Source organism: Bradyrhizobium sp. 2S1 (assembly GCF_011516625.5).
GTDB lineage: Bacteria > Pseudomonadota > Alphaproteobacteria > Rhizobiales > Xanthobacteraceae > Bradyrhizobium > Bradyrhizobium septentrionale.
Map to the genome: position 1 here is coordinate 3,714,122 of NZ_CP147717.1, position 21,962 is coordinate 3,736,083.

The following is a 21,962-nucleotide window of genomic DNA, read 5'->3' on the forward strand; positions in this document are numbered from 1 at the left end:
TCTCGTTGTTTCCCAATCAAAAAGGCGGCCCGATCGGGGCCGCCTTTTCGCATTCAACATCGGTCGCGCTCAGCCGCCATTGCCGCCGATCACGGCGCGCACGGTGTTGTCGGGGCCGAAATCCTCGGCGCTATCGACATAGAGCAGCGCACTCAGCTTCGATCGCGCGCGGTTGACGCGGCTCTTGATGGTGCCGACCGCGCAGCCGCAGATCGCCGCGGCATCCTCGTAGGAGAAGCCGGAGGCGCCGACCAGGATCAGTGCCTCGCGCTGGTCCTGCGGCAGCTTTTCGAGTGCGGTGCGGAATTCCTCGAACTCCAGATGAGCGGTCTGCGACGGCTGGCTCTTCAGCGTCTTGGCATAGTTGCCCTCGGCGTCCTCCACCTCGCGCCGCCGCTTCCGGTAGTCGGAGCGAAACAGGTTGCGAAGGATGGTGAACAGCCACGCGGGCAGGTTCGAGCCAGGCTGGAACGAGTCGATATTGGCGATCGCGCGCAGCAGGGTCTCCTGCACCAGATCGTCGGCGCGGTCACCATTACCGGACAGCGAGATCGCGAACGCGCGCAGGCTCGGGACCGACGCAAGAATGTCGTCGCGAAGTTCATTCGTGAGAGGCATTAGTCCCCTCCATTGTTCTTGTCGGTATCACCACCCCCGGCGGCGGCCGCCGCGGCAGCCTCGGGTCCGTCGAGTTTGCGGATCAGCTCCGCAAAGCGGTCGGGCACCCCCTGTCGCACCACGTCGTCGTACATGGCGCGAAGCTGGTGGCCGATTCTCGATTGAATCTCGGCGTTGAGACCGCCCTGCTTCTTTACTTCCTTCATGATGTGATCCACGCTTCCCCGGGAGTTAAGTCTCTGATTTCCAAGATGTTTCCTCGAAATTAGAGGCTGGCCGCGTTGCCTCGTCGGTCACGAGCTAATGCAAAGTTGCGCAGAAAGTTCCGGAAGGCTGGAACTATTTCGTGGAACTTTTTCGTCGTTCACGCGTAATCGGGGATGCAGGGGAACCGGGGGGGCCTCGAAATGGATGCGCCGCCCCCGGACAACGGGTTTCAGGCCGGCAGGCCTCACGAACAAGGATGGAGTGGGAATGTCCCGATCGCAGATCGTTGCCGAACACCTTCCGCTGCTGCGCCGCTATGCCCGCGCACTGACCGGAAACCAGGCGTCGGGGGACGCCTATGTCGGGGCCATGCTCGAGGCCCTGTTGCAGGACGGATCGTTGCTGGACCAGACGCACGGCCCGCGCGCCGGGCTGTTTCGGCTGTTCACCCAGATTTGGAATTCGGTGTCGGTGAATAACAATGACAATGCCGACGTGGCGACGCTGTCGCTGCCGCCGGAGCGCCGGCTTTCCAACATTACGCCGCTGCCCCGCCAGGCCTTCCTGCTGCTGTCGCTTGAGGGCTTTTCGGAGGAGGAGGTCGGCTACATTCTCGGCACCGACATCGCCGAGACGCGCAAGCTGACCGATGCCGCCGGCCGCGAGATGGCCGCCGAGATCGCCACCGACGTTCTGATCATCGAGGACGAGACCTTCATCGCCATGGACCTCGAGAGCCTGGTGAAGAATCTCGGTCACAACGTGATCGGCGTTGCGCGCACGCACTCCGATGCGGTGGCGCTCGCCAAGAACAAGAAGCCGGGCCTGATCCTCGCCGACATCCAGCTCGCCGACGGCTCGTCGGGCCTCGATGCGGTGAACGAGCTGCTGCGGACCTTCGAGGTGCCGGTGGTGTTCATCACCGCCTATCCCGAACGCTTCCTGACCGGCGAGCGGCCGGAGCCGGCATTCCTGATCTCGAAGCCGTTCCAGCCGGCCATGGTGTCGGCGGTGGCGAGCCAGGCGCTGTTCTTCCAGCGCAACTCGCGCAACCGCACGCCGCGCGCGGCGTCGGCATGAAGTTCTGAAGGTAAGCTGGTCGACTGATCCGGCGCATCGCAAGGTGCGCCGGATTTTTCTAGGGTGGCCTGCTATTTCGGTGTGACGCGGACCGGCATCGTGCTGAGCGCCCGCAGGCCCGAGCTGTCGCGGAAGGCTGTGGGGCCCGCAACGTCGAACTGCTTCACGCGGGCCGCGAGCGCTGCGATCACGGCCTCCGCCTCCAGCCGCGCCACCATCTGCCCGACGCAGCCGTGGATGCCGATGCCGAACCCCATGTGCCCGGACAGCCGCCGTCTGATGTCGAACTGGTCGGCATGCTCCCAGCGCGTCTCGTCGCGGTTGGCGGAGGCGACCAGCAGCAGCACCTTCTCGTGCTTGCCGATCCCAACGCCCGCGATCTCGGTGTCATGCGGCGTGGTGCGGAACACGAACGGCGCCGGTGAATCGAAGCGCAGCGTCTCGTCGAACGCCGCGCGCGACAGCGACGACGGATCGGCCGCGAGCAGCGCCCATTGGTCAGGATGGCGCGCGAGCGTGCACAGTGCCATGCCGATCGCGCTGATCGTGGTGTCGAGCCCGGCCGAGAGCAGCGAACGCACCAGCAACGGCGCTTCCTCCGCGCTGATCTCGCCGGTGTCGGCCGCCTCGTAGACCTGCGCGCCAAAGCTGCCCGGCCGCAGCGCCTCGCGCTGACAGCGCGCCGCGACCCAGGGCAGCACGCGCGGCGCCTCTTTCATCAGGTTGCGAAAATAGTCGTTCTCGGGTCCGAAGCCGGCGAACACCATCGCGCCATAGGTCAGGAAATTCTCGCGTCCCTCCTGGTCGATGCCGAGCGCGTCGGGAAACACGCTGACCGGAAACACCTCGGCGATGTCCGTGATCGCGTCGAACGATCCGCGCGCGACCAGTTCGTCGACCAGCCGTGCCGCCTTTGCCTTGAAGTCGTCCGCGAGCCGTCGCATCGCGCCGGGCGAGAGGATGCGCGCGAGCACCGCGCGGGTCCGGGTGTGCAGCGGCGGATCGGCTTCCAGCACGATGCTCGGCGGCCGCCACGGCTCTTCCTTGAAGTGGTTGGCAAGCCCGGCGCCGCCGGCGTTGCTGAAGTTGGCGTGGTCTCCGAAGATCGTCTTGACCTCGCCAAAGCGCGGCACCGCCCAGATGTCGTATTTGGTCAGGCGAATGACCGGCGCCGCGGCACGCAGCTCCGCGTAAGTGCCGTAGGGATCGGCCCGCGTTGCAGGGCTGAACGGATCGAAATCGCTGCGGACAATTTCGCCGGCGAGGGGGCTCGCAAGGGCGCTCATTGCATCCTCCCGTCTTATGATCAGTTAATTGACCATAGTCAATTAACTCGGGTATGGCAAGGGGAGCCTCGTTTCGATTCCATCGGCACGGAAAAGGCTCTAGGAGACGGCAATGTCGATCGAGGAGCGATCCAAAGGCGGGCGGCGCTTTCAGCGCCGGGCACGGCAGGAGGCCGACAAGGAGGCGTTGAAGGCGCTGATCCTGGAGACCGCGCGCAAGGAGTTCGCCGCCGGCACGCTGGAGACCGTCTCGATCCAGAAGATCGCCGACGTGATCGGCTACTCCAAGGGCACCGTCCTCAAATATTATCCGACCAAGCTGCTGTTGCTGCTCGCGGTGAAGCAGCAGAACCTCGAGGCGGTGGCCGAACAGCTCGAACGGGTCCGCGCGCAGACCGCCGACAGCGATTTGCGGCTGCGGCGCGTGATGGAAGCCTATCTCGACTATTGGGCCGACAATCCCGATCACTTCCGTTCGCTGTTCTCGATGTCGGGCACGGTCGAGGACCGCCGCTTTCCCGACGGCGTCTATTTCGGCGAGACCGAGATCGCGCGCCGCAGCTACGAGCTGTTCGTCACGTCGGTGCGGGAATTCCTGGCGGCGCATGGCGCCGAACCGGCGTCCGGCCTGCCGCAGCGGCTGGCGACTGCGCTGCTTGCGGCTGTGCATGGCGTGGTCGCGCTCACGCTCGGTACGCCCACCATGAAACTGCCCGACATGCGCGGCACCGGCCGCCTGCTGATCGCGAGCCTGATCGACGCCTGGGCGAGCAAGCTTGCCGCCGCACGGAAAAGCGAGGGCTGGCCGCGGATCATGATCGGCACCTTCGCCTGACCAAGTGGGATCGGAAGGGACACGCCGGATTATTCGCGCGTTCAACGCCCGCCCGCATACGCGATGCGATGCGGCATGCGCGATGCGCTGTGGAATCACGCCCGTCCGCCTGCTAAGCGCGGCCGATGGATACGACTCAACGCGATCGAACAGTCGGTTTTCTCTGCCTGGTCATCACGGCGTTCGGCTGGGCCCTGAACTGGCCGCTGATGAAGCTGTTGCTGCAGCAATGGCCGCCGCTGTTCGCCCGCGGGCTTGCCGGCATCTGCGCGGCGGTGATCCTGGGCACGCTGGCGCTGGCCCGCGGCCAGTCGCTGGCCGTGCCGCGCGAGGCGATCCCGCGGCTGTTGTTCGCCTCCTTCACCAATGTCTTTGCCTGGATGGGCTTTGGCACCATCGCGATGAATTCGTTACCGTCGGCGAGGGCGCGCTGTTGGCCTACACGATGCCGATCTGGGCGATGCTGTTCGCCTGGCCGGTGCTGCACAGCCGCCCGACCTTGCGGGACCTTGCCGCGCTGGTGCTCGGCGTCGCCGGCGTCGCGCTCCTGCTCGGCGGCAATGGCTTTGCCTTCAGCGCCGGCAAGCTCACCGGAATTGTGCTGGCGCTCGCCTGCGCCATCCTGTTCGCGCTCGGCAATGTGCTGAACCGCAAGCCGCTGCCGATGCCGCCGCTCGCGGTGGTCGCCTGGCAGGTCGGCATCGGCTGTCTCGTGATGCTGCTGCTCGGCATTCTCTTCGAGCACCCGAACTATGCCGCGATCACGCCGTTCGGCCTCGGCTGCTTCGCCTACATGACCCTGATGCCGATGGGCATCTGCTACCTCACCTGGTTCGAAACGCTGCGCCGCCTGCCGCCGACATCGGCGTCAACCGGCATGCTGCTGGTACCTGTCATCGGCGTGGTCTCGGCCGCGATCATCCTCGGCGAGCCGCTTGGCCTGCGCGAGATCGGCGCGATGGCGCTGACGCTTGGCGGCGTAACGCTGGCGCTGCAGCGGGCCTGAGCGCACGGCGGACGGAACCGACGTTCGCGAGGCGCGTTCTCCTCAAAAGGGAGCTTGGCCATGCGAAAGGCAATCGCGCGGCTTGATGCGGAGCAGAAGGCGCAGCTGCTTTATCTCGCGGATCTCGGCACGGCGATGTTCTCGTCGGCGCTCGTGGTCTCGATCCTGAAGGGGATCGTGGACCTCTTCGTCGCGGCTTGAGCCGCGACAGTCCTGCGCGCCAACGCGCCGCTATTCCTCTTGCGGCGCGTCCCCTTGGACGTGCCCGTCCGGCCCCCGATTAAACACCCCATACTCGCTCGATTTCACCCCGGCTCCCCCATCGATGCCGTTGCCGGCCAGGCCGAGCTTGAGCAGCTCGCGAACCGCCGCAGCACGAGTCGGCATGCGGTGCTTGAAGCGGAAATCGTCGAGGGCAGCCAATTCCTCGGGTGACAACATGACTTGAAGACGTTCAGCGCGAAGCTCATTCATCGCAAATCGCCCAGAATTAGTTAGTTGAGTAATTTGCTAAACGAACCAAGTTGCGGCGGGTTCCTCAAGCTCCTAAAAAAACATCAATTTAGCATTTTTATCAAGTAATATCAATGACTTAGACAAAAGATTGAGGAACGATCCGGATGCCTCTCCGTTGTCTCGCGGGAGTGATGCCATGACCAACCACGTCAAGTTGCCCCGCAAACTTTCCGAGGAGCCGGAAGCCCCGGAACCGCGGCGTCCGAGCCACGCACAGGTCATCGATCAACTGGACCGCTGGGCCAACAGTCCCGGTCTGCAACCGCCAAGGATGAGTGATGAAGACGATTCAGAAGCGGAAGCGATCTGAACCCCACACATTTGAGCAGCGCCTCGAGGAGCACCGTGCGCGGCTGGAAAGCCGGCTCGCACAGCTGCCGCGCGGCGCCGAACGCGAGCAGGTTGCTGCGCGCATCGAGCAGCTGCGGACCGCCGTCGAGCTGAACGCGATGCTGTCGATGGGCGAGTGAACCAACAGCGAAGCGGCGGGAGGGCTACTTGCTCCCGCCGCGCCGCTCGCCTACCATTCCCGTGTTGATGGGGATGGAGTCCCCCGATAACCGCCGCAAGGCTGATGACTCCTACCGGGCGCGAGAGCGTCGGTAGGAGCATGCGCCACCGCCGATCCGCTACGCGCGCCCCGCGAACGAGAAGGGGCAGAGCATGACGGGTCTTCCTGGGTCACTCTCAATCGCATTGTCGCTGGTCGGGTCGATCTGGCTCGTCGGCGTCGTCGCCCTGTGGGTCGGCGCGCCGGGCAAGCTGGTCGCCGCGACCTTCGTTGTTGGGCTTGTGGCAGGCATCGTCGAGTGGCGGGGCGGAAAGGTGAGGCATTGAACGTTCAATTGTTGGCGGCGGTCGCGATCGGCGGTTCGCTGGGGTCGGTCGCGCGCTATCTGGTGGCGATCGGCGCGGGACGCCTGATCGGCACGGAATTTCCCTGGGGTATGCTGGCGATCAACATCGTGGGCTCGTTCCTGATCGGCGTCTTCGCGGAATCCTTCGCGTTGAGCTGGAATATCAGCCAGGCGACGCGGGTGTTTCTCACCGTCGGCATCTGCGGCGGCTTCACCACCTTCTCGACCTTCTCGCTCGATGCCATCGTGCTGATGCAGCGCGGCGAGTTATGGTCGGCCGGGGCCTACATCGCGGCCTCCGTCGCGCTCTCGATCCTCGCGCTGTTCGGCGGCCTGCTGCTGGTCAGGGCGCTCGCGGCCTAACCAGCCGTCCTGCCGATCCGTGCCGTTCCAGAAAAGTGAAGGGCTGGAGGTATCGTCTGCCGCCCGGAATCCTTGGCGCGCCCGGGACCAGCCGGTAGTATGGAACCCGGATGATGGTCAGCGGACAAGGGAAAGAGCGGGGGATGAAGCATGTCGACGTCGCGGTGATTGCTGCCACGCTTTGGCTGCTGGCGTCGATGGTGCTGGACATCCTGACGCCGAAGTCGATCACCGCCTTGATGATCGCTGCCGCGCTTGCCCCGCCGTTCCTGATCGGGATCGGCATCCATTTCGCGCGCGAATATTTCAAGGCCAAGCGGCGCAACTACCCGCCGCCGCAGGGACAGACGCTTCAGGACCTGAGCGGGGCAGGGCTGCAAGAAGGGCCGCACGAGCCGCATTGAACTGCGCAAATGGCTTGCTAAGCTCGCGCCATGACCGAGCATCTTCCCGATACGATCAGCCGCCTCTACACTGTTGCAGGCGAATATGTCGACAGCGATCATCCCGCCGTCGCGGCGTTCGCCCGCGCCGCCGTGCCGGCCGACGCCAGCGCGCGCGAACGAGCGAGCCGGCTCTACACCGCGGTGCGCGACGGCATCCGCTACAATCCCTATGTCAGCATGCGCTCGCCGGAGAGCTTCCGCGCCTCCAGCGTGCTCGCCGCCGGCAACGGCTATTGCGTCGGCAAGGCGGCGCTCTATGCGGCGGCCTGCCGGGTCCACGGCATCCCGGCCCGGGTCGGCTTCGCCGACGTCCGCAACCATCTGACCACCGAGAAGCAGCGCCAGAGCATGGGCTCGGACCTGTTCACCTGGCACGGCTTCACCGAAGTGTTCGTCGACGGCGCCTGGCGCAAGGCGACCCCGACCTTCAACGACACGCTGTGCGCCAAGCTCGGCGTCAAGCCGCTCGATTTCGACGGCCATTCCGATGCGCTGCTGCATCCCTTCGACGGCGCCGGGCGTGCCTACATGCAGTATGTCAACGACCACGGCACCTATCACGACGTCCCCGCCAAATTCCTGATGCGCGAGATGGCGCGCGACTACGCCAACATGCAGGGCGAGGACATGTCCGGCCGCGACATGGAGCGGGAAGCCGCCGAGCAGTGAGGCTGTGCGCGCGCCGCGGCGGGCGGCTGCGCTGACGGGATTTGTCTTCGTCGATTGTGCCGGCTGAGGGGGCGGTGTCATGGATGCGGAGTTGCCGAAAGCTCCGGTCGGCCGTCCGGCGACGGGCTGGGAGGACGCGGTCGCGCTGACCGGCTTCATCCTGGTCGCGGTCGGGCAGGCCTCCAACCAGGTGCTGGCGCGCGGCCTTGCCGGCTCGGTGCCGCCGTTTTCGCTGGCCTTCTTCCGCTGGAGCATCATCGCGATTGGGCTGGCGCCGTTTGCGATCGCGGCTGTCAGGGACGGCAAGATCCCGCTGGCACAGAACCTCTGGCCGATCCTCGCCGCGGGCTTCCTCGGCATGTTCCTGTGCGGCGGCCCGGTCTACATCGCGGGCATCACGACCACCGCAATCCATATCGCGCTGATCTTCGCGCTGTCGCCGATCATGGTGCTCCTGATTTCGGCGGCGCTCGGCATCGAGCATATCGGGCCGCTGCAATGGCTCGGCACCGCGCTCGCGCTGGCCGGCGCGCTGTTGATCGTTTCCGGGGGTCATCTGGAAACGCTGACGCAGTCGAGTGCGGCCTGGGGTGACCTCCTGGTGGTGGTCGCGATGCTGGGCTGGTCCGGCTACACGCTGATGCAGTCGCGCGTCGCGCCGCGCGCCTCGCTGCTGGCGCGGGTCAGCCTGTTCTCGGCGGCCGGCGCGCTGTGCTCGCTGCCGCCGGCGATCCGGGAGATGTGGGCCATGCCGGCGGAGGTTTTCAACGCCAAGGCGTTCGAGGCCTATGTCTTCGCCGGCCTCGTGCCCGGCCTGATCGCCTATGCCGGCTTTGCCTGGCTCGGCGCAAGGTTCGGCTCGGTGCGGACGTCGCTCGTGCTCTACGTCGCGCCGATCGCCAGCGCGCTGTTGTCCTGGATCATCCTCGGCGAGCCGCCGAAGCTGATCCATCTGATCGGCGGCCTTTTGATCCTCGGCGGCGTCTGGGCCAGCCTGCGCAAGTAGAGCCAGTTCCCTCCAGTGCAACCTTTTCCGGCCTCGTGCGTTGAATCCAGCGTTGATTCAAGAGCTTAGTTGGAGGCCATATGAATTTGACTCCCCAGCAGCGGAAGGCCCGCAACGAGTTGCGTCAGCAAGAGGCGTCGGAGGCGATCAAGGAGCATCGCGCCAGCGAGAAGGCCTTCTACGAGAATTTCAAGCGGCTCAAGGCCGAGCGGCAAGCGCGCGAAGCCGCGCAGTTCCAGACGAAGACGCAAGCTGCTTCGAAACAGGCTTCAAAATAAATCTGGGAACGTCACCCCAATTGTCCGGATTGCCCGGACGTTACCGGCCGAAAAGGAGTGGAAGCGATCGGAAGGGGCAGTCGAGTTCGCCCCCAATGACGAGATGAAATCTCCAGCCCACGGAGGGACGTCCGATGTATTTTGCCGACAGCAAGACGGTGACCTGCAAATGTGGCGAGCCCCTGAGCGAATTGATGCTCGTCGACGACCAGACGACCGGAATCAAGTTTCACGTCGGTCGTTGCCTGTCCTGCCGTGAAGTGACAGTCGTTCGTTCCCAGGACATGCCAGCAAACGACAACGCGTAGTCAGGCGGTCCTCTCGCCAGTGAGGGGACCAAGCCCCCTCGGCGCCTCACTCCAAATGCAACCGGTGAGTGAGATGCTGGCGGACGCCCGCCCGCGGCAGACCGCAAAAAAGAGCAGGGCGCGACCGGCATCACCACGGTCGCGCCCTACGTCGCCGGTCAATGGGGCAGGGGGAATAACCGGCTCTTGCAATGACTCGCATCCCCCCGGACTCGTTCCCTGCGCGTGAAAATATTTTCGTACACGGTTAAGTGATGGCCGGACGCGAGAACTCCACAGGTTCCGCTCGCGTTGTGTCCGTGATCGCCAAGGGAAATTTCCATGGGGCGAGGGACATCACCATGTCAAAGATTCAAAGGGGAATTTTCGCTGCGTTGGCGGGCGGATTGACGCTTGGCGCGGTGCAGCTCGCGTCCGGCCACGATCTCATTGGAACTCAGAAGGTCACCACCGCACTGGCACCGGAGAGCGCGGTCAACCGTGCCGCCAAGACCGACCGCGCCGCGGTTCCATCGAGCGGCCTGCCGAGCCGGACCGTCGCGCTGAAGGTCGACCGGCTTCCGGAGACGTCGGTGCTGGTCCGCGTTCCCGTGGCGCGGGAAGAGGCTCGCAATCGCCCGACAGCACCCGCCCGGGCCCGGCCCGGCGACACCCGCAAGGTGGCCTGCGAGCCCGTGGTCAGCGTGCTGACCGAAGTGGCCAAGCTGCTGCAGCCCGGCCGCTGCGTGACCTGAGAACGGCGCTCCGCGATCTCAACTAGAGGCTCCGCGATCTCAACAGGCACAGCTGTCATCGCCCGCGAATGCGGGCGATCCAGTACGCCGCGGCCTATCGGCTCAATCACAATTGTCTCTGGAATACTGGATCGCCCGGTCAAGCCGGGCGATGACACCGGTTGGGTGGTGACGGTTTGGATAGGACGGTCGCGCATTCTCGCGCGAGAGCGTCACTCCTCCGCCGGCTCGCTGCTCGCGGCGGCGCTGCGGCTGGCCATCAGGCCGAGTGCGAGGCCACCGACCGCCAGGATCGGGATCAGCCGCTTCACGCCGATCGCCCGGACGATCTGCAGGCCGGTGGCGATCAATGCGGGGTCGGCGAACATGGTCGCTGCAGCCGATTTCGCGGCCTTGGCCGCCTTCTCGGCACGCTGGCGTGCCTCGCGCTTACGCACGATGTAAACGGCGACAGCGACCAGCGTGACGACCAGGAACACCGCGGCGCCGGCGAGGCACGCCTCCACCGGACCGTATTGCTGCAGCACATAGACGAAGGCGGCCGCGCACAGGAAGGCGATGGTGATGGACAGCGCGATCGCAGCGGCGGCCGCAAGCGACGTCAGGCGCAACGCGCTGCCGGTGGATTCCTTGACGTCATTGATCAGCCGCTGAAGCATTGCCAAGCCTTGTTTTCAATCTCGCCTTGAAAAGCGCATCGACAAACGAAGCGGCGGCGCGCCAGCGCTGCCATCGCGTCTAGAAAGGTGGTTTTCGCTTGACCGCCACCGCGGGCCTCATCCGAGAATATCCGTTAGCGCCGCCAGGCGACCCCGATCAGGAAGCCGAGGCCGAGCGCCAGGCCGACGGTCGCCAGCGGTCGCTGCGTGATCACGTCTTCCAGCGATTCCTCGATCGAGGATGCCGCGTCCTGCGCCGCGCCCATCATCGCGCTGCCGCGCTCCGACATGTCGTCGAGCGTCGATTCCGCGTTGGCGCGTGCATCCTTGTAGTGGCGGCGGGCCTGCTTGCCCGCGTTGTTGGCAAACGAGTTGAGCGCGCCGGTGATCTGTTCGGTAAGGGCTGCGATATCGTTCTTCACGGCGGTGACATCCTTTTCCAGGCGTTCGTAGGTCGCTTTGTCCGTCATGTTCTTGATCCCAAATGCGCTGTCCGTGCTCGACATCGAAAGCTCCCGGAGATTCGCGTGTTGTAAGGAAAAACGCCTCGCAGCAGGCAAAGTTCCTGATGCGAAACCGGGCCTGATCGTTCAGGAGGCTGTTCTCGACGCGAGCCGGCGCCTGCTTCGCTTGAAAACGCTTCCTATTCCTCGGGCAGCTGCGGCGAATTGTCCGGCATCAAATGCTCTTTGACGATCAACGCCACGATCAGCAGCGGTGACGACAGGAAGGCGCCGATCGGGCCCCACAGCCAGGTCCAGAACGCGAGCGCGAGGAAGACTGCGAGCGCATTCAGCGACAGCCTGCGGCCGACGATCATCGGGGTCACGAAATGTCCTTCCAGGAAGGTCACGGCCGCAAAGCAGGCTGGCGCGATCAGCCCGGCGCCGATGGTCGGCGAGGAAACGATGCCGACTGCGACCAGAACCACGAACATCGCGACCGGCCCGATGATCGGAATGAAGTTCAGTGTCGCGGCGAGCGCGCCAAGTCCGGCCGGATTGGGCGTGCCTGTCGCCGCGCAGATCGCACCGGTGACGATGCCGACGCCGACATTGATCATGGTCACCGTCAGCAGGTAGTTGCCGAGATGGGTCTCGATCTCGTTGAGGATGCGCAGCGTGCGCAGCCGCGCCGCGCGTTCGCTGAAGTTCATCACCAGCGCGCGGCGCAGGTCGTTCCAGCTCGCGATGAACAGGATCAGGGTTGCGATGAACAGCAGGAATTCGGCAAATGTCGGCGACAGGAATTCCAGCGTCGGCTGCACCCATTCGAATTTCGGCAACTGCAGGGTGGCAAGCGTGTCGGAGCCGCCGAGCATGCTCTGCAGCTCCTGCCACAGCGCGAGCGGCCGGTCGAACACGTGCAGCTTCTCCCTCAGGATCGCGCCGAGCTCGGGCAGCCGCGAGCTCCATTCCATCAGCGGGGCCGAAATCAACCCGACCATGAAGCTGACGGTCGCGACGACCGCGAACACCAGCAGCACCGCACCAAGCGCGCGCGGGATTCGGTAGCGTTCGAGCAGGCCTGCGGCCGGCGACAGCATGGTGCCGACAATGAAGGCCATCGTGATCGGGAGAAAGAATGCGCGCGCCAGATAGAGTACGGCCACGACGACGATGACCAGCAGCGCGACCAGCGCGAAGGCGACGACCTCGGCACGGCTGATCACCGGCGGCAGTTCGGCTTTGCTGTCGGGGAAGGGCGTGCCTTCGGGCGGATTGCCAAGCAGACGTTCACCCGGTAACGCGCGCACCAGTTTTCTCCCGCACGAAGGCAAAATGAATTTGGCGCTGCGAGGTGACCCCGCGCGTCCAATAGCGCCTGACAACGGCCCGCGTCGGCAAAGGTTCCATCGCGGGTTCGTGAGACGCGGCGGGTTGACAATCTCGGCCTTGCGATGATTCGCGCCGAAACTGTCTGGCGGCCACGCGCGTTGCTCCGGCATCGCATCACCACGATGCGCATCCCGTCCAGGGGCAGCACATGACACATCAGTCTCTCTCCAGCCGCCGGCTTGCGTCGCGCGCCGCGCGCACCGTTGCCTTCGCCAGCGTCCTGTTCGTGACGCCGTTCGTTGTCACCACCTCGGCCAACGCCCAAGTCCGCTCGTCTGCGCTCGGCTATGCGTCGACGCAGCCGGGTGCATTTCCGTCCGACGAAATGATGAACGATCCCTCGACCGGGGCCAGAGAGGACGGCGCGCTGCCGGAGCGGCTGCGCCGCACCACCGTCGCGCTCAACACGACGGAAGCGCCCGGCACCATCATCATCGATACCGGCAACACCGCGCTCTATTACGTGCTCGGCGGCGGCCGGGCGATCCGTTACGGCGTCGGCGTCGGCCGCGAGGGCTTTACCTGGGCCGGCGTCCAGACCATCAGTCGCAAGGCGGAGTGGCCGGATTGGCATCCGCCGGCCGAGATGATCAGGCGCCAGCCCTATCTGCCGCGCTTCATGGCCGGCGGCCCGGGCAACCCGCTCGGCGCACGCGCGATGTACCTCGGCTCCAGCGAGTACCGCATCCACGGCACCAACGATCCCTCGACGATCGGCAAGTACGTGTCATCGGGCTGCATCCGCCTGACCAATGAGGATGTCTCCGATCTGTTCAGCCGGGTCGATGTCGGCACCAAGGTCGTGGTGCTGCCGAAGAACGCGCCGCATCTCGCCGCCCGCGAACTCGGCCCGACCACGACGCAGATTTCGGTCCGGCCGGCACCGGTGCAGCCGCGTCCCGCGGTGATGACGCTGCCCTCAGGCCGCCAGGCGATGAACATTCCGACCGCTTCCTCGTTGTACTGAGGATCGGCGTTGTATGAGGGGCGGTGATGGTGAAGCGACATTCCAGGCGGTGGGTGTTCGGGACGGCGGCGTTGCTTGGCCTGTCCCTTGCGCCTGCCGCGCAAGCCCAGGATTTCTTCTCGCAACTGTTCGGCGGCTTCATGCAGGGCCGGCCGCCGGTGATCCGGATCCCGTTCGACGACGGCCCGGCGCCAGTCGCGCCGCGGGGCGAGCGTCGCGCGCGCTATGACGGCGGTCAGGCTTACTGCGTGCGGACCTGCGACGGCCGCTATTTCCCGCTGGCCGCGACCGGCAACCAAAGCAAGGCGGAGAGCTGCAATAGCTTCTGCCCGGCGAGCGCGACCGAAGTGGTCTATGGCGGCAATATCGACAATGCCGCGACCGAGAACGGCAAGCCCTATTCCGAGCTGCCGAATGCGTTCCGCTATCGCGACCAGATCGTCGCGGGCTGCACCTGCAACGGCAAGGATTCGGTCGGCCTGGCCGCGGTGAGGATCGAGGACGATCCGACCCTGCGCAAGGGCGACATCGTCGCCGGCAAGGACGGGCTGATGTCGGTCGGCCGCCCGGACCGGCGCGGGGCTTCTCTCAACTTCACGCCGGCACCGGATCGCATCCGCGCCAAATATCAGCGTCCGGCGGTGCTGGCGCGCGAGTAGCGTTGCTCACTAGAGCGTTTTCGAGCGAAGTGGACACCGGTTCGCGTGAAGAAAACGCGTCAAAACAAGAATCGAGAGCTTCGGTTCTGATCTAATCAGAACCGAAGCCACATTCGGTTCCTGGCCCGGAACCGACTTCCCCCCTGCACGTTAGCAAAGGGCGAACAGCACATTCACCGATGCCATCAGGGGGCCCCGCATGCTCGTCGGCGTACTCGTCACCTTCCTTGTCGTTATTCTCGTTCTTTATCTCATCAACATGCTGCCGCTCGACGGCCGCGCCAAGCAGATCGCGCGCGTCGTCGTCATCATCATCGGCATCGTCTCGCTGCTGAAATATTTGGCGGTATTTTAGTCCAGCGCGCGACGCCAACAAAAAAGCCCCGGCTTGTCGCCGGGGCTTTTGCTTGTCGTCGTGACCCGCGGATCAGCCCGCGGCCTTGGCCTCGCGGCGGCGTGCGGTGAGGATGTATTCGGTGTAGCCGTTCGGCTGCGTACGGCCCTCGAAGATCAGGTCGCAGGCGGCCTTGAAGGCGATACCGTCGAACGACGGCGCCATCGGCTTGTAGAGGGAATCGCCGGCGTTCTGCTTGTCGACCACGACGGCCATGCGCTTCAGCGACTCCATCACCTGATCTTTGGTGATGACGCCCTGATGCAGCCAGTTCGCCAGATGCTGGCTCGAGATGCGCAGCGTGGCGCGGTCTTCCATCAGGCCGACGTCGTGGATATCCGGCACCTTGGAGCAGCCGACGCCCTGGTCGATCCAGCGTACCACGTAGCCCAATATGCCCTGGCAGTTGTTGTCGATCTCCTGCTTGACATCGTCGGGCGCCCAGTTCGACTGCGACACCGGAATGGTGAGGATGTCGGAGAGCTTTGCGCGCGGCCCGCCCTTGGCGAGCTCCTGCTGCCGGGCTGTTACGTTGACCTGGTGATAGTGCAGGGCGTGCAGCGTGGCCGCGGTCGGCGACGGCACCCAGGCGGTGGTGGCGCCGGCCTGCGGATGGCCGATCTTCTGCACCAGCATGTCGGCCATCTTATCGGGCGCGGCCCACATGCCCTTGCCGATCTGGGCATGGCCGGGCAGGCCGTCGATCAGGCCGTTGTCGACGTTCCAGTCCTCATAGGCCTTGATCCAGGGCTGCGCCTTCATGTCGTTCTTGCGGATCATCGGACCCGCTTCCATCGAGGTGTGGATCTCGTCGCCGGTGCGGTCGAGGAAGCCGGTGTTGATGAACATGATGCGCTTGGAGGCGCGCTGGATGCAGGCCTTGAGATTGACAGTGGTGCGGCGCTCCTCGTCCATGATGCCGACCTTCAGCGTGTTCTCGGGCAGCGAGAGCATCTTCTCGACCTCGGCGAACAGGTCGCAGGTCAGCGTCACCTCGTCGGGGCCGTGCATCTTCGGCTTGACGATATAGACCGAGCCGGTGCGGCTGTTCTTGACCTTGGAATTGCCCTTGATGTCGTGGATCGCGAGCAGGCCGGCGACCGCGGCATCCAGCAGGCCTTCCGGAATCTCCTCGCCCTTGGCGTCGAGCACCGCGTCGGTGAACATGTGGTGGCCGACATTGCGCATCAGCAGCAGGCTGCGGCCGTGCAGCTTCAGCTCGCTGCCATCGGGCTTCTTGTAGACGCGGTCGGCATTGAGCGAACGGGTCAACGTCTTGCCGCCCTTGTCGAAATCGGCCGACAGCGTGCCGTTCATCAGGCCGAGCGTGTTGCGATAGACCAGCACCTTGTCCTCGGCGTCGACGGCGGCGACCGAGTCTTCCATGTCGAGAATGGTGGAAACAGCCGATTCCAGGATCATGTCGGCGACGCCGGCCGGATCATCCTTGCCGATGATGTTGCTGCGGTCGATCTTGATCTCGACATGCATGCCGTTGTTGACGAGCAAGATCGCGGAAGGCTGGGCCGCATCGCCCTGATAGCCGGCGAACTGGGCGCCGTCCTTCAGCGCGGTTGAATTGCCGCTCTTCAGCTTGGCCGACAGCTGGCCGGCGATCACGCTGTAGGAGGTCACATCGGTATGGCTTGCGGTCGCAAGCGGCGCTGATGCGTCAAGGAAGGCCTTTGCCTTCGCGATCACCTTGTCGCCGCGGGCCTTGTTGTAGCCGCGGCCAGCTTCGCTCGGATCGTGCGGGATGGCGTCGGTGCCGTAGAAGGCGTCGTACAGCGAACCCCAGCGCGCGTTGGCGGCGTTCAGCGCATAGCGGGCGTTGGTCAGCGGCACCACGAGCTGCGGGCCGCAGATCTTGCCGATTTCCTCATCGACATTGGATGTCTCGACCTTGTGGGTCGCGGGCTCCGGCAGCAGGTAGCCGATGTCCTTCAGGAACGCGGTGTAGGCGTTGATGTCGAACGCCTTGCCCTTGTGGGCGCGGTGCCAGTCGTCGATCTTGGCCTGCAGCGTGTCGCGGACCGCGAGCAGCTCGCGGTTCTTCGGTCCGAGCTTCTGGATGATGGCGGCAAGTCCGGCCCAGAACGCGTCGGGAGCGATCCCGGCCTTGGGCGTCGCCTCCTTGGCGATGAAATCGAACAGGACAGGGGCGATCTTCAATCCATGGGCATCGACACGAGTCATGATGGGCTTTCTCAAAGAAACGGGCGTTTTAGGAGCTGTTTTCGAAAGAAATCAGCAAAAAACGCGCCAAAGGGCCGCGTTCACGGCCCTTTTAGCCCTAAAGTCCCGGCTCTGAGAAGGCCCCTTTGTTGCCGCGCATGACGCCGTCATGCCCCGCTTCAAGCGGGGCATCCAGTACGCCGCGGCCTCCCGGCTCGATAATTGCTGTCTCTGGAATACTGGATCGCCCAGACAAGCCGGGCGATGACAGGCGAGCGAGGTCAGATATTCGCCGCGAGATCGGTCAGTTCGTCGAACAGGATGCCGGTCTCGGCCAGCATCCGCTCGATCTCGTCGGTGGCTTCAGTGACCGAGCGGTTCGAGGTGTCGATGGTCAATTCGTTGCCGGCCGGCGGCTGGTAGTCATTGGTGATGCCGGTAAAGGACGGCAATCCGCCGGAGCGGGCCTTGGCGTAATGGCCCTTGGGGTCGCGGGTCTCGCAGACCTCGGCAGGCGTCGCGACATAGATCTCGCGGAACGCGTTGTCGGCGATGCGGCGGGCCGTCGCACGGTCGGCGGCGGACGGTGACACCGCGGCGACGATCGCGATATGGCCGTTGCGCGCCAGATGGGTCGCGACCTCGGCGAGACGGCGGATGTTCTCAGCCCGATCCTGCGGCGAGAAGCCGAGATCGCTGTTGAGGCCCGCACGCAGCGTGTCGCCGTCGAGCAGGATCGGCGAGCCGCCATTGCCGAACAGGCGGCGCTCCAGCGCCCGCGCAAGGGTCGACTTGCCCGAGCCGGGCAGGCCGGTCAGCCAGATCACGGCGCCGTTGTGGTGGTAGCGCGCCGAGCGCTCGTCCGCACGCAGGGCGGATTCCACCGGCACGATATCGACCGGCACCGCAGGCCGGCCGGCGTCGACCGACAGCACGAGGCCGCCGCCGGCGATGCGGCCGTTGACCTCGATCACGAGGCGCCCGGTGCGCGGATTGTCGGTGTAGGGATCGGTCGCCACCGGCTGCGCCAGCGAGATGTCGATCTCGCCGACATGGTTGCGCGCGATTGCGCTGTTCTCTTCGTTGGACAGCGCGCCGGGATCAATCGCCTTCTCGATCGCGACCACGGTGGCGCGGCTTTCCTTGGTGCCGAGCCGGATCAGGATCTGCTCGCCCTTGGTCAACGGCTTGTCGTGCAGCCAGAAGATCCGCGCGCGGATGCGGCGGGTGTCGCGCGGGCTCTGCCCGCTATGTCCGATGATGTCGCCGCGCTCGAGGAACAGCTCGCGGTCGAGCGTGATGCCGACCGAGCGCCCGGCGCCCTGCGGGCCGTCGACCGGCGTCACCGGCCAGCTCTCGACCGTCTTGATCCTGGCGATCTTGCCGGTCGGCATGATCACGATCTCGTCGCCGGCCTTCAGGCTGCCCGACTCGATGCGGCCTGCCACGATGCGACGGTCGTCGAACTTGTAGATCGCCTGCACCGGCAGCCGCAGGGGCAACTCGGCGAGCGGACGCGCCGGCTCGAGCGCATCGAGCGCATCGACCACGGTCGGTCCCTTGTACCAGTCGATCCGCGCCGTGCGCTCGGCAACGCCGTCGCCGTCGCGCGCCGAGATCGGGATCACGGCCGTCGGCTTGACGCCGAGGCCGATCAAATGCGCCGAAATCTCGTCGCTGATTTCCTTAAACCTCTCGGCGCTGAAGTCGACACGGTCCATCTTGTTGACGACGACCGCAACCTGCTTCACGCCGAGCAGATGCAACAGATAGCCGTGCCGCCTTGTCTGGTCGCGCACGCCTTCGAGCGCATCGATGATCAACACGGCGCCGTCGGCCTGCGAGGCGCCGGTGATCATGTTGCGCAAAAACTCTGCATGGCCGGGCGCGTCGATCAGCACGACGTCGCGCGAGCGGGTGCGGAAGCGGATCTGGGTGGTGTCGATGGTGATGCCCTGGTCCCGCTCGGTCTGCAGCGCGTCGAGCAGGAACGACCATTCGAACGGCATGCCGCGCCGTGCGCTGACCGCCTTCAACATTTCCAGCTTGCCGTCCGGCAGGCTGCCGGTCTCATGCAGCAGGCGCCCGACCAGCGTCGACTTGCCGTGATCGACATGGCCGACGATGGCGATGCGCACTTGCGGCCGCGTCGTGCCGTTGGGCGTTGCCGAGATCGAGGCGGTGGGAAGGATCATGTTCATCGGAACGCTCGCGCGAAATGGGAAGCCAATTGTTGAGAAGCCAGTTGATCAGAGATAGCCGGCGACACGCAGCCGCTCGAACGCATCCTCGGTCTCGTGGTCGAGTGCGCGGCCGGCGCGCTCCGGGATCTTGGTGGCGTCGAGTTCGGCGAGGATCTCGTCGATGTTGGAAGCGGTCGAAGCGACAGGGTTGGTGATGTCCTGATCACCCAGCGAGCGGTAGCGCTTGCCGTCCTTGGCGAGATACAGCGGAATGATCGGGATGTTCTCGCGCTTGGTGTAGGCCCAGATATCGGCCTCGGTCCAATGCAGGATCGGATGGATGCGCAAATGCGCGCCCTGCGGCGGCGAGGCGTTGAACTGGTCCCAGAACTCCGGCGGCTGGTCGCGCACGTCCCACTCGCCCTCGAGGCCGCGCGGCGAGAACACGCGCTCCTTGGCGCGCGTCGCCTCCTCGTCGCGGCGGATGCCGGCGATCAATCCGTCAAAGCCATACTTATTGAGTGCGAGCTTCAGCCCTTCGGTCTTGCGCGCGGCGGAGCGCGCGGCCGGCGGCAGGGTCGGATCGACGCTGTCGATCGACGGGCAGGGTTCGACGCGCAGGTCGAGGTCCCATTCCTTGCCGAAGCGGTCGCGGAACGCGTACATCTCCGGAAACTTCTTGCCGGTGTCGACATGCATCGCGGGGAACGGAACCCGGCCGAAGAATGCCTTGCGTGCCAGCCAGATCATCACATTGGAGTCTTTGCCAAGCGACCAGAGCAGCGCGAGCTTCTTCAGCCGGGCGAATGCCTCGCGCAGGATGTAAACGCTTTGCGCCTCGAGCTCGTCCAGGTGATCCATGGTCGGGGGGGCCTGATGGGCCGAAATCCCCGGCACGGAAGATGCTTGTGCAAGGGCTGCAGACCGTGATCCGGCAGCGGCGGATTCTTTGTCGAGAAGATGCATCTATCGGCCTTGGCCTGTGGAGTTGAAAATTCTAAAGTTGCGCTGCAATAGAGAAGAAATAATTTTCTCTTTGCTGGCCTTGATCGAGAGATAAATAGAAAATAATTTCAGTCAACCCCCAAGTTGGGGAAGCGAGTGTCTGATGCGATATCTGCCGGTGTTTCTGGATCTGCAAAGCGGCAAGGTGCTGCTCGTTGGAGCGGGCGAGCTCGTGCGCGCCAAGCAGCGGCTGCTTGCGGCCGCCGGCGCCGCGGTCCGCTGGTACGCGACCGACGGCAACCATGATCTCGCCGGCCTCGCTGCGGAGGAGGCCGCGCGGATCGAGCGCGCCGAGGGCGATCCGCTCGCCGCTGATCTTTCAGATGTCATCGCCGTGCTCTGCGCCGGCGCCGGCGACATCGGCGTTGCGATGTCGGTGCGCGCCCAGGCGATTGGCCTGCCGGTCAATGTGATGGACGACCTCGTCCACTCCACCTTCATCATGCCTGCGATCGTCGATCGCGGCGATGTCGTGGTCGCGGTCGGTACCGGCGGCACGTCGCCGGTGGTGGCGCGCCGCATCCGCGAGAAGATCGAGGCGGTGCTGCCGGCACGGATCGGCGACCTCGCCGGCTTCATCGGCCGCTTCCGCAAATCGATCCATGCCCGCATCGAAGAGTTTCCGCTGCGCCGCCGCTTCTGGGAGCGCATCGTCGACGGCCCGATCGGCGCGCTGGTGCTGGCCGGCCGCAAGGACGAAGCCGAGCAGGCGCTGAACGCGATCCCTGATCCCGCCGCATTCGCCGGCGCGAGCGCAGAGGGCAAAGCCATTGGCCACGTCACGCTGGTCGGTGCGGGTCCCGGCGATCCTGATCTCTTGACGGTGAAGGCGCTGCGCGCGCTGCAGGATGCCGACGTCGTGTTCTATGACGAACTGGTGTCACCTGAAATTCTCGACCGCATCCGGCGCGATGCCGCGCGCATTCCGGTCGGTCGCCGTGTCGGCAAGCCCGGCATCGGCCAGGACGCCATCAACCGCCTGATGATCGAGGCGGCGCAGGCGGGCCAGCGCGCGGTGCGGCTGAAGGGCGGCGATCCCTTTGTGTTCGGCCGCGGCGGCGAGGAAATCGAGGCACTGCGCGACGCCGGCGTTGCTTACTCCATTATTCCGGGCATCTCCGCCGGTCTTGGCGCGGCCGCGCAGTTCGAAGTGCCGCTGACCTTCCGCCACGAGGCGCTGCGCATCACCTTCCTCACCGCGCACAAGGCGCGCGATGCCGAGGTCGTCGACTGGTCGGTGCTGACCGACAATAAGATGACCGTCGTCGTCTACATGGGCATGACCGCGGCGCCTTCGATCCGCGAAGGCCTGCTCGCCGCGGGCCGCTCGCCGGAGACGCCGGTCGGCGTGTTCGCCCGCGTCACGCGGCCGGACGCCAAGGCGGCGGTCGGCACGCTGGCGCGGCTGCCCGAGCTGGTCAAACAGGTCGATGGCGGTCCCGCTGTCCTCATTATCGGCGACGTGGTCGCGCATTCCGCGCCGTGGAGCCGATCCAACGTCACCCAACTCTTCTCCAACCAGATGTTCTCCGAACTGCTGAAAGCTGCCGAATGACCTCTCCGCTTGAACAGAAGAAAATCAGGATCACGGGCCCGTCGGTGGTCACCGCCAACCGCACCTGGGATGGTGCGGTGGTGTACCGGACCGCGCAAAAGGGCTGGTCCACCGAACTCGCTGACTCCGCCATTGTCAGCACCTCCGACGATGCCCGCGCACTGCTGGCCGAAGCCGCCGCCGACGACGTCGGCGCGGTCGGCCCCTATATCGCGCCGGTCGAGCTCAAGGACGGCGGCAAGGTCAAGCCGGGCAATCTCCGCGAACACATCCGCGCCAAGGGCGTCACGATCGATCTTCAGGTGCCGGCGTAAGGCT

Annotated in this window: 28 protein-coding genes, 1 pseudogene and 1 riboswitch; of the genes and pseudogenes, 19 read left to right on the forward strand and 10 right to left on the reverse strand. The window is 65.2% G+C overall.

Translation table 11 applies throughout. From position 1 onward, the window contains the following. Window positions 1-69 precede the first annotated feature (69 nt). Together HAP54_RS17465 and HAP54_RS17470 are read right to left on the reverse strand one after the other, a co-directional pair. Window positions 70-618, reverse strand: coding sequence for a sigma-70 family RNA polymerase sigma factor (locus HAP54_RS17465; RefSeq protein WP_029077729.1), 549 nt, complete (start codon window positions 616-618; stop codon window positions 70-72). Then, on the reverse strand, window positions 618-824 hold the full coding sequence (locus HAP54_RS17470) for a NepR family anti-sigma factor (RefSeq protein ID WP_166302097.1): 207 nt from the start codon (window positions 822-824) through the stop codon (window positions 618-620). The genes HAP54_RS17465 and HAP54_RS17470 overlap by 1 nt, the downstream gene beginning before the upstream one ends. A gap of 268 nt (window positions 825-1,092) precedes the next feature. On the opposite strand from HAP54_RS17470, the gene HAP54_RS17475 reads away from it, so the two are divergent. After that, window positions 1,093-1,905, forward strand: coding sequence for a response regulator (locus HAP54_RS17475; RefSeq protein WP_016847263.1), 813 nt, complete (start codon window positions 1,093-1,095; stop codon window positions 1,903-1,905). Window positions 1,906-1,976: 71 nt separating this feature from the next. On the opposite strand, the gene HAP54_RS17480 is transcribed toward HAP54_RS17475, so the two are convergent. Then, window positions 1,977-3,191, reverse strand: a complete 1,215-nt coding sequence (locus HAP54_RS17480; protein ID WP_166302100.1) for a cytochrome P450 — start codon at window positions 3,189-3,191, stop codon at window positions 1,977-1,979. Window positions 3,192-3,303: 112 nt separating this feature from the next. Between HAP54_RS17480 and HAP54_RS17485 the strand changes: the two genes are divergently transcribed. The 3 genes and pseudogenes from HAP54_RS17485 (at window position 3,304) to HAP54_RS17495 (ending at window position 5,233) form a co-directional block, all read left to right on the forward strand. Beyond that, on the forward strand, window positions 3,304-4,026 hold the full coding sequence (locus HAP54_RS17485) for a TetR/AcrR family transcriptional regulator (RefSeq protein WP_166302103.1): 723 nt from the start codon (window positions 3,304-3,306) through the stop codon (window positions 4,024-4,026). A gap of 125 nt (window positions 4,027-4,151) precedes the next feature. Beyond that, a pseudogene (locus tag HAP54_RS17490) lies at window positions 4,152-5,032 on the forward strand (DMT family transporter). A 60-nt stretch (window positions 5,033-5,092) separates the two neighbouring features. Further along, complete coding sequence (locus tag HAP54_RS17495; RefSeq protein WP_156928304.1) at window positions 5,093-5,233, forward strand: hypothetical protein; 141 nt, start codon at window positions 5,093-5,095, stop codon at window positions 5,231-5,233. 30 nt (window positions 5,234-5,263) lie between these two features. On the opposite strand, the gene HAP54_RS17500 is transcribed toward HAP54_RS17495, so the two are convergent. Continuing rightward, window positions 5,264-5,506, reverse strand: coding sequence for a hypothetical protein (locus HAP54_RS17500; protein ID WP_166302106.1), 243 nt, complete (start codon window positions 5,504-5,506; stop codon window positions 5,264-5,266). 178 nt (window positions 5,507-5,684) lie between these two features. Here HAP54_RS17500 and HAP54_RS17505 point away from each other — a divergent pair, with 178 nt between their 5' ends. The 10 genes from HAP54_RS17505 to HAP54_RS17550 all read left to right on the forward strand — a co-directional run bounded on the left by HAP54_RS17505 (window position 5,685) and on the right by HAP54_RS17550 (window position 10,209). Then, window positions 5,685-5,858, forward strand: a complete 174-nt coding sequence (locus HAP54_RS17505; protein ID WP_166302109.1) for a hypothetical protein — start codon at window positions 5,685-5,687, stop codon at window positions 5,856-5,858. Next, a complete protein-coding gene (locus HAP54_RS17510; RefSeq protein ID WP_166293483.1) occupies window positions 5,827-6,018 on the forward strand; it encodes a hypothetical protein in 192 nt (63 codons plus the stop codon). Before HAP54_RS17505 ends, HAP54_RS17510 begins: the two co-directional genes overlap by 32 nt. Before the next feature lie 60 nt (window positions 6,019-6,078). Beyond that, window positions 6,079-6,139, forward strand: a riboswitch (Fluoride riboswitch). Window positions 6,140-6,211: 72 nt separating this feature from the next. Next, entirely contained in the window at window positions 6,212-6,385 is a 174-nt protein-coding gene (locus tag HAP54_RS17515; protein ID WP_166293485.1) for a hypothetical protein, read from the forward strand. Next, on the forward strand, window positions 6,382-6,768 hold the full coding sequence (crcB, locus tag HAP54_RS17520; protein WP_166302112.1) for a fluoride efflux transporter CrcB: 387 nt from the start codon (window positions 6,382-6,384) through the stop codon (window positions 6,766-6,768). Before HAP54_RS17515 ends, crcB begins: the two co-directional genes overlap by 4 nt. Window positions 6,769-6,911: 143 nt before the next feature. Continuing rightward, a complete protein-coding gene (locus HAP54_RS17525; protein WP_224741888.1) occupies window positions 6,912-7,172 on the forward strand; it encodes a hypothetical protein in 261 nt (86 codons plus the stop codon). A 30-nt stretch (window positions 7,173-7,202) separates the two neighbouring features. After that, window positions 7,203-7,883, forward strand: coding sequence for a transglutaminase-like domain-containing protein (locus HAP54_RS17530; RefSeq protein ID WP_166302115.1), 681 nt, complete (start codon window positions 7,203-7,205; stop codon window positions 7,881-7,883). Window positions 7,884-7,962: 79 nt separating this feature from the next. After that, the gene (locus HAP54_RS17535; RefSeq protein ID WP_166302117.1) at window positions 7,963-8,889 is read left to right on the forward strand and encodes a DMT family transporter; all 927 of its coding nucleotides are present in this window, start codon (window positions 7,963-7,965) and stop codon (window positions 8,887-8,889) included. Between the two features lie 80 nt (window positions 8,890-8,969). Continuing rightward, a complete protein-coding gene (locus HAP54_RS17540) occupies window positions 8,970-9,167 on the forward strand; it encodes a hypothetical protein (RefSeq protein ID WP_166302120.1) in 198 nt (65 codons plus the stop codon). Between the two features lie 134 nt (window positions 9,168-9,301). Beyond that, the gene (locus tag HAP54_RS17545; RefSeq protein ID WP_165126501.1) at window positions 9,302-9,475 is read left to right on the forward strand and encodes a hypothetical protein; all 174 of its coding nucleotides are present in this window, start codon (window positions 9,302-9,304) and stop codon (window positions 9,473-9,475) included. A gap of 341 nt (window positions 9,476-9,816) precedes the next feature. Continuing rightward, window positions 9,817-10,209 (forward strand): hypothetical protein, encoded by a 393-nt coding sequence (locus tag HAP54_RS17550; RefSeq protein WP_166302122.1) that lies wholly within the window; start codon window positions 9,817-9,819, stop codon window positions 10,207-10,209. Window positions 10,210-10,421: 212 nt separating this feature from the next. Here HAP54_RS17550 and HAP54_RS17555 read toward each other — a convergent pair whose 3' ends face one another. The 3 genes from HAP54_RS17555 to HAP54_RS17565 form a co-directional block, all read right to left on the reverse strand. Continuing rightward, a complete protein-coding gene (locus tag HAP54_RS17555; protein WP_166307977.1) occupies window positions 10,422-10,868 on the reverse strand; it encodes a hypothetical protein in 447 nt (148 codons plus the stop codon). Between the two features lie 134 nt (window positions 10,869-11,002). Continuing rightward, a complete protein-coding gene (locus HAP54_RS17560) occupies window positions 11,003-11,374 on the reverse strand; it encodes a DUF883 family protein (protein WP_166302124.1) in 372 nt (123 codons plus the stop codon). A 137-nt stretch (window positions 11,375-11,511) separates the two neighbouring features. Continuing rightward, window positions 11,512-12,624, reverse strand: coding sequence for an AI-2E family transporter (locus HAP54_RS17565; protein WP_166302127.1), 1,113 nt, complete (start codon window positions 12,622-12,624; stop codon window positions 11,512-11,514). A gap of 230 nt (window positions 12,625-12,854) precedes the next feature. On the opposite strand from HAP54_RS17565, the gene HAP54_RS17570 reads away from it, so the two are divergent. The 3 genes from HAP54_RS17570 (at window position 12,855) to HAP54_RS17580 (ending at window position 14,687) form a co-directional block, all read left to right on the forward strand. Continuing rightward, window positions 12,855-13,673, forward strand: coding sequence for a L,D-transpeptidase (locus HAP54_RS17570; RefSeq protein WP_166302130.1), 819 nt, complete (start codon window positions 12,855-12,857; stop codon window positions 13,671-13,673). A 26-nt stretch (window positions 13,674-13,699) separates the two neighbouring features. After that, window positions 13,700-14,332: a DUF2865 domain-containing protein gene (locus HAP54_RS17575; protein ID WP_166302133.1), complete on the forward strand. Its 633-nt coding sequence runs from the start codon at window positions 13,700-13,702 to the stop codon at window positions 14,330-14,332. 199 nt (window positions 14,333-14,531) lie between these two features. Beyond that, entirely contained in the window at window positions 14,532-14,687 is a 156-nt protein-coding gene (locus HAP54_RS17580) for a Thivi_2564 family membrane protein (RefSeq protein WP_061880958.1), read from the forward strand. A gap of 72 nt (window positions 14,688-14,759) precedes the next feature. Here HAP54_RS17580 and HAP54_RS17585 read toward each other — a convergent pair whose 3' ends face one another. From HAP54_RS17585 to cysD, 3 genes are all read right to left on the reverse strand, one after another. Next, window positions 14,760-16,922, reverse strand: coding sequence for a malate synthase G (locus HAP54_RS17585; RefSeq protein ID WP_166302136.1), 2,163 nt, complete (start codon window positions 16,920-16,922; stop codon window positions 14,760-14,762). A gap of 260 nt (window positions 16,923-17,182) precedes the next feature. Further along, a complete protein-coding gene (gene cysC / locus HAP54_RS17590) occupies window positions 17,183-19,102 on the reverse strand; it encodes an adenylyl-sulfate kinase (RefSeq protein ID WP_166302139.1) in 1,920 nt (639 codons plus the stop codon). 48 nt (window positions 19,103-19,150) lie between these two features. Next, window positions 19,151-19,945 (reverse strand): sulfate adenylyltransferase subunit CysD, encoded by a 795-nt coding sequence (gene cysD / locus HAP54_RS17595; RefSeq protein ID WP_166302141.1) that lies wholly within the window; start codon window positions 19,943-19,945, stop codon window positions 19,151-19,153. Between the two features lie 247 nt (window positions 19,946-20,192). On the opposite strand from cysD, the gene cysG reads away from it, so the two are divergent. Then, window positions 20,193-21,644, forward strand: coding sequence for a siroheme synthase CysG (cysG, locus tag HAP54_RS17600; protein ID WP_166302144.1), 1,452 nt, complete (start codon window positions 20,193-20,195; stop codon window positions 21,642-21,644). Continuing rightward, complete coding sequence (locus HAP54_RS17605; protein WP_029077708.1) at window positions 21,641-21,958, forward strand: DUF2849 domain-containing protein; 318 nt, start codon at window positions 21,641-21,643, stop codon at window positions 21,956-21,958. The genes cysG and HAP54_RS17605 overlap by 4 nt, the downstream gene beginning before the upstream one ends. The last annotated feature ends 4 nt before the right edge of the window (window positions 21,959-21,962 follow it).